This is a genomic window from Streptomyces sp. CA-251387 (assembly GCF_050936625.1).
Lineage (GTDB): Bacteria > Actinomycetota > Actinomycetes > Streptomycetales > Streptomycetaceae > Streptomyces.
This window is the reverse complement of sequence record NZ_JBNJMJ010000001.1, coordinates 3,776,539-3,787,109: the sequence shown is the minus strand read 5'-3', so window position 1 is coordinate 3,787,109 and position 10,571 is coordinate 3,776,539. Positions and strand designations below refer to the sequence as shown.

The window sequence follows — 10,571 nt, the reverse complement described above, 5'->3', positions numbered from 1 at the left end:
TCCGGGGCGCTCGCGCATTCGGGGCAAAACGGGAATTACAGTGCTCGGGTGAGCACGATGCGGGCCGCGCTGCGGAGGACGACGGTCGTTCCGCAGGTGGCCGCCGTACTGGTCGTCCTGCTGCTCCTGCTCGTCATCGTCCGGCTTCCGTGGGCCGGTGACCTCGGGATGCATGCGGCGACCGTCGAACGTCTGCGGCACGACCTCGTCGACCCCGGCAATCCGCTGGTCGACGCGGATACGCCGAGTCCGTACTACTCGCCGTGGATGCTGGTGCTCGGGTGTGTCGCGCGGGTGACGGGGTTTTCGGTCTTCGTCGTGCTGCGGGTCGGTGCGGTCGTCGGGCTGGGGCTGCTCGTCAGTGGGGTCTGGCGCTACGTGCGGACGCTGAGCACGCATCGGGCCGCTCCCGCGCTTGCCGTGTTGTGTCTGGTGTTCCTGTGGGGGACGTCGCTGTTCGCGTGGAGCGGGTTTCTCGGGCTGAACTCGCTGGCGCTCACCGTGTCGTATCCGAGTGTGTTCGCGTTGGGGCTGGCCTTTCATTTCTGGGCGCGGCTGGCGGGGGCGGTGCGGTCGGCGTCGGGGGCTGGGGCGGTGGCCGACTGGGGGACTTGGCTCGGGCTCGGGGTGCTGTGGGCGGTGATTCTGCTGTGCCATCAGTTCTCGGGGGTGGTGGCCTCTTTGGGCGGGCTGGCCACGGTGGTCGCTGCGCGGGTGGGGCGTGGGGTGTGGCTGCGGCTGGGGGGTGGGCTGGTGGTGGGGGTGGTGGTGCTGTGGGGGTGGCCGTACTACGACTTCTTCGCGCTGTTCGGGGCGGGGGGTGATCTGGAGCCGGTGCATCGGGGGCTGTACCGGGATCTGGTGGGGAGGTACTGGCTGGTCTTGCTGGGGGTGGCTGCGCTGGGGGTGCGGTGGTGGCGGGATCGGTGGGATCCGCTGGTGCTGTTCTTTGTGCTGGGGGTGGTGGTTGTGGGGGTGGGCTGGGTCAGTGGGCACTACTCGTGGGGGCGGGCGCTGCCTGCCGTGCTGATTCCGGCGCAGGTCGCTGCCGCGGTGGGGGTGGTCGAGGGGCGGCGGGTATGGCGTGGGGTGGGGGCGGGGGCGCTGGCCGGGGCGCTGGCTGTGGGGGCTTGGACGCAGGTCGGGACGGTGGGGTATGTGGTTCCGCGGGGGGTGCTGCCGGGGGTGGTTGCGGAGAAGTACCGGGCGCCCTGGGTGGGTTATCACTGGGTCACGCCATGGGTGAAGTACGGGGACGTGGTGATGGCGCGGACGTTTCCGGCGCGGCAGATTCCGGCGTACGGGGCGTACACCGTGGCGCCTGGGTATCCCGACTTCTTCCTGCCGGATGAAGGGCGGCGGGAGGCGGCGGTGCGGCGGTATTTCGCCGAGGGGACTTCGGGGGGTGTGCGGCGGGGGATTGTGGAGGCGTATCGAGTGCGGTGGGTGGTGGATCGGGGGGCTGTGCGGAGGGATGCGGGGTTGCGGGTGGTGACGTGGGGGCCGGGTGGGCAGGTGCTGTATGAGGTGGTGCGGTGAGGAGGGGGTCGCCCCCGCCGCCCTTACCCGTCCCATCCTGAAGGGGCTCCGCCCCTTCGGCCCCGCCAGGGGGCTCCGCCCCTGGACCCCCGCTTCGGCCCTGAAAGGGCCTCGTCCTCAAACGCCGGACGGGCTGAAGCCAGCTGACCGGCATCGAGAAGCGCCCTACCGCAGCGCGCTCCTAGCCAAGCGTGCCGCTCTTCTCAGTTTGGGGCGTGCCAGGCGTCGTACTACCGGGCGTACCACTTTTGCCGTCACGCCTACCGGTTGCCAGCGGATCTGGAGGCGGCCGGGGCCGCGGCCTTCCGGTTCGATGGTGAGGCGGTGGGGGGCCGTGCCGGTGTGGTAGTTGATGTGGGCCGTCAGGGGTGGGAAGGACAGGGGGGCCAGGAGTACGGCCGTGTGGGTCTGGCCCTGGTGGTCGATGCGGAGCAGGGGGTGGCGGACGCCCGCGAAGCCGTGGTGGGGGACGGGGGCCGAGGTCAGGTCCAGGTGGACCTGGCCTTCGAAGACGCCGGGGCGGACGGGGCACAGGCGGAAGGGGGTGGTGAGGCGGCGTCGGCCGGGGGCGAGGAGGAGGCTTGCGCGGTGGGGCCCCACGGGGAGGCGGAGGCCGGGGTCGTAGGTCCGGATGGTGAGGTCGATCGACGCGCCGGGGCCGCGGGTGAGTTCCGTGATCTCGTGGCGGAACTGGGCGCTTCGGAAGGGGCGCGTGTCCAGGTCGAGGTCTGTGACATCCAGTTCGCGGCGGGCCCAGTCGGTGGTGGGGACGCTGCCGCCCCAGTACACGTTGCCTTCCGCGTCCGGCGTCACCTGCCGCGGTGCCACGGCGCGGCCCAGGCCCCGGGCCGCCAGCTGCGCCTCGGGGAAGCGGCGTTCGCGGATCAGCTGCAGGACCACCCGGTCCGTGCGAGGCAGCCGGGCGTAGGCCGTGGGGGACAGGGATTCCAGGTAGGGGATCATGATGTCCGCGAAGGACGTCAGCCAGTCCTCGTCACGGAACGGCAGGTCCCCGGCGTACATCCGGAAGTCGTGCTTGAGGAACTTGTAGTCCTTGTCCTCGCGCAGCGCCCCGTGCCCGCTCTCGGCGAGGAAGTCGTCGATGAGGCGCTGGACGTGGACGCGGTCGCGGACGTTGTCGAGTTTGTGGCGCTGGTTGGAGATCGATGCCGCGTCCATGGCCGCGTACGGCGCGATGTGCCAGCGGTACACCGGCTCCGGGACGATCGTGAACTCCTTGGCCAGACAGTACGCCTGCGTCGTGAACAGCTGGTCCTCGTAGTGGACGCCCTCCGGGAAGCGCAGGTCGTGGCGGTCCAGGAACGCGCGGGCGTACATCTTGCTCGTCGCCAAGTGCTCGAAGAGCAGCCGGGGTTCGGACTCGATGCCGAGCACCGTGCGGCGTTCGGCGACCAGGTGCGGCATCCATCGTCTACGGCGGCCGCTGTCCTCCCGGATCCGTTCCACCGCGCCCATCGCGAAGTCGATCTCCCGTTCGCGGTGCGCCTGCAGGAGCAGCTCCACGGCGTTGTCCGGGAGTTCGTCGTCGCTGTCGAGGAACATCACGTACGGCGCCCGCGCGATCTCCAGGGCACGGTTGCGCGGGGCGCTGCAGCCGCCGCTGTTCTGCGGCAGGCGGAGGTGGCGGACGCGGGGGTCCTCGGCCGCCAACCGCCTGGCCACGTGCGGGGTTTCGTCCGTCGAGTGGTCGTCGCTGATGATGATCTCGATGTCGGCGTGGGTCTGACGGCGTACCGACTCCACGGCTCGAGGGAGGCGTTCCGCGTCGTTGTAGACGATCACCGTGACGGTGACGTCGGGGGCCATCACGTCGGGGTTCATACGGCCTCCCGAGGGCTCGGTGCCGGTGTGCGGTCCTCCAGCGGGATCACCGGCGGCAGGGCGTCCTCGCTCTCGCCCAGGAACACGCGGCGTACGACCCGTTCGGCGGCGCGTCCGTCGTCGTACTCGCAGAAACGGCGGCGGAAGGCCGACCGTGCCTTCGTCGCGCCCTCGTCGCGCCAGGCCTCCGTGGTGAGGATCTCCGTCAGTTCCTGCTGGGTGCGGGCCACCTGGCCCGGCGGCTCGGCCATCACGTCGAAGTAGACGCCGCGGGTGGAGCGGTACGTCTCCCAGTCGTCGGCGTAGATGACGATCGGGCGGTCGAGGTTGGCGTAGTCGAACATGATGGACGAGTAATCCGTGACCAGCGCGTCCGCGGCCAGGGCCAGGTCCTCGACCGGGTCATAGGTGGAGACGTCGATGATCCGGCCCGTGCGGCGCAGCGCGGTCAGGGGGGACGGCGTGCCGTCGTAGAAGTAGTGGCCGCGGACCAGGAGGACCGTGTCCTCGCCGAGCTGGTCGGCGAGGGTGGCGAGGTCGAGGCGGGGGGTCCAGCCGGCCTCGTAGTCGCGGTGGGTGGGGGCGTAGAGGATCGCGCGGTGAGTCGGGGGGATGCCCAGGCGGTCGCGGATCGTGCGGATGTCGGCCGCTGTGGCCGAGTAGAAGACGTCGTTGCGCGGATAGCCGTAGTCGAGGGAGACGAAGCGGGAGGGGTACGCGCGCTCCCACATGCGGGTGGAGTGGCTGTTCGCGGAGACGCTGTAGTCCCATTTGTCGATGCGGGCCAGCAGGGCCTGGAAGTCGAGGCCCTTGGCCGCCGCCGGGAACTCCAGCTGGTCCACGCCCATGCGCTTGAGCGGGGTGCCGTGGTGGGTCTGGACGTGGATCGCGTCCGGGCGCTTCACGACGGCGTTGGGGTAGTTGACGTTGTTGACCAGGTACTTCGCCGTGGCCAGCACCTCGCGGTAGCGGCGGGTGCCCGGGAGGACGTGGTCGGTGTGGGGCGGGAGGAGGGGGGCGTTCTCCGGGGTCACCACCCACACCGGGTGGATCTGTGGGGCGAGTTCGGTGAGCTTGGCGGCGATGGCCGCCGGGTTGCAGGCGACTCCGCGGTTCCAGTACGCCGCGAAGACGGCCAGGTTGGGATCGACCGGGCGGGACAGGGCCTTGCGGTAGTGGTGGTCACCGAGGGCGGCGGCGACCTGGCGGCCACGGCTTCGTACGGCCGACTTCGCGGCGCGGCGGGCTCGGTTGGCGCTCTGGAAGGCGCGGTACCTGGTGTACGCGTTCTCTTCGAGGAGGGCGCGGCGGACGGCCTCCGGGCCGCTGGGGGGACGGTGCCCGGGCGGGCGGTGCCGGACGGCCGCCTCGCCGGCGCGGCGGAAGAACTCCCTGGCCATCTCGTCCGGCATGGCGGTGCGGGCGAAGGTGCGCAGGCAGTCCTGGACCATGACGTCGTACAGGACGGCGTCGGGGGCGGGGCCGGCGGTGGCGCGGGAGTCGGGGCGGTTCCGGGCGAGGGCGAGGAGCGTCTCGTAGCGGTCGATCAGGGCGTAGCGCTCCTCGGGGGTGACCGGGGGAGGCTCTCGGGGCGCAGCTCGTAGTGCTCGTACGCCACTTGGTTCAGGGCCGCGATCTCGTCGGCCAGGAGCAGGGTGGCGTAGGCCGTGAACGGCTCGTCGAGGGTGGTGAGTTGCTGTTCATGCGCCTGCCAGAAGGGGGTGCGCAGCGCGCGGTTGCCCAGGAGGGGGGTGATGCGGAGCGCGGTGCGGGCGATGTCGTCGAGGGGGTGGGCGGCGCGGCCCGTGCGGGCCAGGAGGGGGCCGTCCTCGGAGGGGAGGCCGGAGGTGTCCCAGGTGGAGCGGACGTGGTCGAAGAGGAGCACGTCCACCTCGTCCGGGAGCTCCGCGAGGCGCTCGGCGACCGTGCGCGGGGCGCCGGCGGGCAGACCGTCCTTGGCGTGCACGAACTGCAGCCAGCGACCGGAGGCCCGGGCCGCCCCCGCCGACCGGGCCGCGGCGTCGTCCGTCCCGTCCGGCAGGGACAGCACCTGCATCTCGGAGGCGTACGCCCGGGCCGACTCCTGTGCCCAGGCGCCGACCGCGGCCACGATCACCTCGACCTCGGGGTGAGGGTGCGCGGCCAGGGAGGCGAGGAGCCCGGTCAGGCGGTCCTGGGTGTTCGGCCCGTGGACGATGACGCTGAGCTCGGGCATCGCGGGGACTCCTTCACCTTGGTCATCACTCCGGGGGCCCTGTGTCCGCAATGGAGGACCCTGTGTCCGCCATAGTGGCACCAATAGGATGAAAGGGGCGCCCGGAGTTGCGCCTCACGAGGGAGAGCGAAGCCCACGAGGTCGTGCCCTCACGCGGGAACGGGAGCTTTCGGCTTCGGCTTGGCCGCCTTGTCGCCCGTGAACGCCTCGTACTCCTTCAGGACCTCGTCCGTCGGCCCGTCCATGCGTAGCTCGCCGCGCTCCAGCCACAGGACGCGGTCGCAGGTGTCGCGGATGGACTTGTTGTTGTGGCTGACCAGGAACACCGTGCCCGCGTGCTTGCGCAGCTCTCGGATCCGGGCCTCGGAACGCTTCTGGAAGGAGCGGTCGCCCGTCGCCAGCGCCTCGTCGATGAGCAGTACGTCGTGGTCCTTGGCGGCGGCGATGGAGAAACGCAGGCGGGCCGCCATGCCGGACGAGTACGTGCGCATCGGGAGGGTGATGAAGTCGCCCTTCTCGTTGATGCCGGAGAAGTCGACGATCTCCTGGTAGCGGTCCTTGACCTGCTCGCGGGACATGCCCATGGCGAGGCCGCCGAGGTGCACGTTGCGCTCGCCGGTGAGGTCGTTCATCAGGGCCGCGTTCACGCCGAGGAGGGAGGGCTGGCCGTCGGTGTAGATACGGCCGTTCTCGACCGGGAGGAGGCCGGCGACCGCCTTGAGCAGGGTCGACTTGCCGGAGCCGTTGGTGCCGATGAGGCCGATGGCCTCGCCCCGGTACGCCACGAAGGAGACCTTCTTGACGGCGTGCACCTTGCGTACACCCGCCGCCTTCTCGGCCTGCCCGCGGCGCAGGATGCGGTTGAGAGCGGCGGTGGCGGAGCCGCGGCCGGCGCCTGTGCCGTTGACGCGGTAGATGATGTCGACGCTGTCGGCGATGACGGTGGGGATCGGCTCCTGTGCGAGCTTTTCTTGTGCGGTCCTTGCGTTGTCAGCCACGGCCGTACGTCTCCTCAGCCTTCCAGAAGTAGATGAAGCCGCCGACTCCGGCGAGCAGGGCCCAGCCGGTCGCCGCCGCCCATACGTGCGGGGGCAGCTGGCTCGCGTGGAAGCTGTCGATCAGCGCGAAGCGCATGAGGTCGATGTAGACGGCGGCGGGGTTGATCTGCAGCAGGAGCGTGACGATGTGCGGCAGGTCGTCGCCCTTGGTGATCTTGTCGATGCTCCACATCACCCCGGAGACGTACATCCAGGTGCGCAGCACGAACGGCATCAGCTGCGCGATGTCCGGGGTCTTCGCGCCCATCCGGGCCATGACCATCGAGACGCCCGCGTTGAACGTGAACTGCAGCACCAGGGCCGGGACCGCCAGCAGCCAGGAGGCGGCGACCGGGACGCCGAAGCACAGCAGGATGACGACCAGCGCGGCCATCGAGAACAGCAGCTGCTGGAGCTGCTGGAGCGCGAACGAGATCGGCAACGCGGCCCGTGGGAAGTGCAGGGCCCGGACGAGGCCGAGGTTGCCGGAGATCGCACGGGTGCCCGCCATGATCGAGCTCTGCGTGAACGTCCAGATGAACACGCCCGTGACCAGGAACGGGACATAGTCCGGCACGTTGTGCTTCGTGCCGAGCAGCACGCCGAAGATGAAGTAGTAGACCGCCGCGTTCAGCAGCGGCGTCATGACCTGCCAGATCTGACCGAGCTTCGCCTGGCTGTACTGCGCGGTGAGCTTGGCAGTGGCGAACGCGGTGATGAAGTGACGGCGCGCCCACAGTTGGCGGACGTACTCGGGCAGGCCGGGGCGGGCGCCGCTGACCGAGAGGCCGTGGCGGGCGGCGAGGGCCGCGAGGTCGGCTTCGGGCGGGGCCTGGGTGGTGGAGGGCGGTGTGTCGAGGACCTGGCTCACATCCGCTGCTTTCGTTCGGGGAGGGCGGGGGGTGGGCGTGAGGGACGCCGAGGTGCCGGTGTGGTTCGGCGGTTCCTTACGCTCCTCTTCACGTTTTCTTACGTCGGGACGGGACCGTATCGTCGCAACGTGAGCGTAGGTGCAGGGAGCGTCGGAACGCAACCGTTTCGTCGTGACGTGAGCGACGTAACGACGGGACGGCGGGGTGGCGGCGTCGCGGCGCCCGCGCGAGGAGGGGACGGTCGTGTCGCGAGTCACCGGTGAGGACGGCGCGGTCGCGCCCCGACGCCGTGCGTGAGGACGGGACCGTATCGTCGCAACGCCCTATGCTGGTCCGTATGACGACCAACGCCGACCAGTCCCAGACGCGTCCGCGCCGCCGGACACCCGCCGGGGCGGCCGTACTCCGGGAGGACGTGACGGAGGCCATCCGGGCGGCCGTCTTCGAGGAACTGGCGGCCGTCGGCTATGCGCGGATGTCGATAGAGGGCATCGCGCGCCGCGCGGGCGTCGGCAAGACGGCGGTGTACCGGCGCTGGCGTTCCAAGCTGCACCTGGTGCTGGACGTGGTGTCGGCGGTCGCGGTCATGGGGCTGCCCACGCCGAACACCGGCTCCCTGGAAGGTGACCTGCGGATGCTGTACGAGGTCACCTCGCGCGCCCTGCGCCACCCCGTGGTCTCGCAGATCATCCCCGACCTCCAGGCCGAGGCGGCCCGCAACCCCGAGATCGCCGAGGCGCTGCAGAAGGCGTTGGAGCAGGGGCAGGAGGGAGTCGCGAGCAAGATCCTGGTCGGGGCGGAGCGGCGCGGCGAGGTGCGCGCGGGCCTCGACGACGAACTGGCCCTCGACTTGATCTCCGGCCCCCTGTACTGGCGGACGGTGGTGGCGGCCCGCGGCCAGAAGTTGCCCAAGGGCTACCTGGACGCCCTGGCCCGGGCTACTACGGAGGCGCTCAAGGCGTTGTGAGCGGGTTGCGCGCACCGGCCGTCGGTTGACCGACTTCATCAGAGGGCGGAGCCGAGGCAGGGCCATACGGCGCCGTTGAACTCCGTTGCCTGGTCCGGGTGCCAGTCGGGGGCGAGGACGGTGGTGTAGCGCTCACGGTGGTCGGGGTGGACCGCGTCGAGGGTGTCGGGGACGGCGGCGAGCGGGTCGTCTCCGGTCAGGGCAACCCGGACCAGCTCATGGAAGACGGCGGTACCTTCCCAGGCCGCCCGGCCCCCGTGAGTGAGCGGCGGCGAGCTGCCGAGCCGCGTCCATTGTGGCCTCGCGGTCGTGGCGGGCGAAGTACACGGCGGAGGTGGCGGCGCGCATCAACGCGCCGTAATGCGCAGGGCAGCCTCGTGGATGATCGCTTCGTACGGTGTCGCTGGTGACTCCGTGATGACGTGCTGGCGGCGCAGACGGAACGACACATACGCTTCCAGGTCCTGGGGCGTCAGCTCCGGCGATGCGTAGCGGAACGCAGCTCGCATGTGGTCCTCGGTCTGCAGCAGGCCAGGAACATGCGCCATTTGAAAGGTCTGGATACGCACGGCGTGGTGCTCCATCTCCGCCAGGTCGAGGCCGACGGGGACGATGATGCCGCGGTACTCCTTCCACCAGCCTTTGCCCCGCTCCAGCGCCATGTCGACCAGTGCATCGATGTACGTGGAGTCGTCGCAGGCGCAGTGCCTGGCCAGGCGCCGGATGCGGTCCTCGCTGACGCCGCCGCGGCCAGTCTCGACATGGCTTTGCCGCATGGGACTTGAGTTGAGTAACGCGGCTGCGGCTCGCGCGGTGATGCCCGCGCTTCGCGCATCTTGCGCAGCTCTGCCCCCAACCGCTCCTGGCGATAAGTGGGGTTGCTCCTGAGCGGCATCGGCTTGCCCCCTACCTTCGGTGATGCAGGCGGCACCCTCCGTTGTGAGCGGCTCCGCATGCATCAACTCACCTGTATCCCCGGCGACTCGGAGCCGATCCCCCATGCCCGAATACAGCCTTCGCATCCCACCCCACGCCACCTCCCCCCGCATCGCCCGCGACTTCGTCACCTCCGTCCTGCACGCGCAGCAACTCGCCGACATCGTGGACGACGCGGCGCTCTGCGTCTCTGAGCTGGTCACCAACTCCTGCGTCCACGCGGCCGGAACCGGTGCTGGACTCCTCCTCGTCACCAATCCGGTCGGCATGCGCGCGACGGTCTTCGACGCCGATGTGACCCTGCCCGTCATGAAGGAGTGGTACGACGCCGAGAGCGGGCGCGGGCTGTGGATCCTCGACTCGGTGACCGCGGGGCGGTGGGAAGGGCGTCTGGTTCGAGCTCGGAACGCGAGGGCCGTCCGGGTGCGGGCGATGACGGCCCGGGTGGGCTATCGCGCGGCTACTCTGGCAGGTGATGGCTGCGGGTATGCCGAGCCTGACCGGCGGGAGAGAGGGAGACGAGGGATGAGCGCACAGCCGGTGCACCGTGACGGGCCGATCATCCCGATGCCTCCTCTGACCAGGGATGCGCTGCGCGAGGCAGTGAAACGCCTGAGCCTCGTGAACCTGCCGCAGTTCGATCTGGAAGCCGGACGGGCGTTCGACCAGGCGAGCCAGACAGGGAGCACGGCTCCGCTCCAGCTCTTCCTGAGACGCTGGGGCGTCTTCGTGGCGGTCGAGCGGGACCCGGCGCGAGCGGCACGGCTGCATGAGGCCGAGCGGATCTCCCAGGACAGCACCGTGGGCGAGGCCGCCTTTCGTGCTGCCATGGCGGAGATCAACGGAATCCTGCGCGAGGCCGAGCAGGAGATCGGGGATTGAACGATCAGGGGCCGTCGGATCCGGAGTGGGCCTGGGAGTACGGAGCAGAACCCGACTGGGTGGTCGGAGATCTGCCCGCGGACGGCCGCGCGGCGGCCGAGGAGGTCGCACGGGAACTCGTTGTACTCGCCTCACTGGGGCAGGACCCGGGTGATGGAGTGAGCGTGACCAACCCGCAGGGCCTGCGGGTGATTGCCATGGGGCCACTCATGGTGTGGTATCAGGTCATCGACTACCGCAAGCGTGTATACATCCAGCGTGTGACCTGGCTCGGCTGACCT

Annotated in this window: 8 protein-coding genes and 2 pseudogenes; 4 read left to right on the top strand and 6 right to left on the bottom strand. The window is 70.2% G+C overall.

Going from position 1 to position 10,571, the window contains the following annotated elements:
* Nucleotides 1-57: 57 nt before the first annotated feature.
* Nucleotides 58-1,539, top strand: coding sequence for a hypothetical protein (locus ACQEV2_RS16790; RefSeq protein WP_433054500.1), 1,482 nt, complete (start codon nt 58-60; stop codon nt 1,537-1,539).
* Nucleotides 1,540-1,704: 165 nt separating this feature from the next.
* Here ACQEV2_RS16790 and ACQEV2_RS16785 read toward each other — a convergent pair whose 3' ends face one another.
* The 4 genes and pseudogenes from ACQEV2_RS16785 to ACQEV2_RS16770 all read right to left on the bottom strand — a co-directional run bounded on the left by ACQEV2_RS16785 (nt 1,705) and on the right by ACQEV2_RS16770 (nt 7,504).
* Nucleotides 1,705-3,381, bottom strand: a complete 1,677-nt coding sequence (locus tag ACQEV2_RS16785) for a glycosyltransferase family 2 protein (protein ID WP_433041360.1) — start codon at nt 3,379-3,381, stop codon at nt 1,705-1,707.
* Nucleotides 3,378-5,596, bottom strand: a pseudogene (locus ACQEV2_RS16780) (CDP-glycerol glycerophosphotransferase family protein). The gene ACQEV2_RS16785 and the pseudogene ACQEV2_RS16780 overlap by 4 nt, the downstream one beginning before the upstream one ends.
* A gap of 149 nt (nt 5,597-5,745) precedes the next feature.
* A complete protein-coding gene (locus ACQEV2_RS16775; protein WP_433041357.1) occupies nt 5,746-6,594 on the bottom strand; it encodes an ABC transporter ATP-binding protein in 849 nt (282 codons plus the stop codon).
* On the bottom strand, nt 6,587-7,504 hold the full coding sequence (locus ACQEV2_RS16770) for an ABC transporter permease (protein ID WP_433041354.1): 918 nt from the start codon (nt 7,502-7,504) through the stop codon (nt 6,587-6,589). The genes ACQEV2_RS16775 and ACQEV2_RS16770 overlap by 8 nt, the downstream gene beginning before the upstream one ends.
* A gap of 326 nt (nt 7,505-7,830) precedes the next feature.
* Here ACQEV2_RS16770 and ACQEV2_RS16765 point away from each other — a divergent pair, with 326 nt between their 5' ends.
* Complete coding sequence (locus ACQEV2_RS16765; protein WP_433041351.1) at nt 7,831-8,472, top strand: TetR/AcrR family transcriptional regulator; 642 nt, start codon at nt 7,831-7,833, stop codon at nt 8,470-8,472.
* A 41-nt stretch (nt 8,473-8,513) separates the two neighbouring features.
* On the opposite strand, the pseudogene ACQEV2_RS16760 reads toward ACQEV2_RS16765, so the two are convergent.
* A pseudogene (locus ACQEV2_RS16760) lies at nt 8,514-8,829 on the bottom strand (ADP-ribosylglycohydrolase family protein); the annotation flags it as partial.
* Nucleotides 8,820-9,248, bottom strand: a complete 429-nt coding sequence (locus ACQEV2_RS16755; protein ID WP_433041348.1) for a Scr1 family TA system antitoxin-like transcriptional regulator — start codon at nt 9,246-9,248, stop codon at nt 8,820-8,822. The gene ACQEV2_RS16755 and the pseudogene ACQEV2_RS16760, both read right to left, overlap by 10 nt.
* 223 nt (nt 9,249-9,471) lie before the next feature.
* On the opposite strand from ACQEV2_RS16755, the gene ACQEV2_RS16750 reads away from it, so the two are divergent.
* Complete coding sequence (locus tag ACQEV2_RS16750) at nt 9,472-10,290, top strand: ATP-binding protein (RefSeq protein WP_433041345.1); 819 nt, start codon at nt 9,472-9,474, stop codon at nt 10,288-10,290.
* On the top strand, nt 10,287-10,568 hold the full coding sequence (locus tag ACQEV2_RS16745; protein ID WP_433041342.1) for a hypothetical protein: 282 nt from the start codon (nt 10,287-10,289) through the stop codon (nt 10,566-10,568). Before ACQEV2_RS16750 ends, ACQEV2_RS16745 begins: the two co-directional genes overlap by 4 nt.
* Nucleotides 10,569-10,571: the final 3 nt, after the last annotated feature.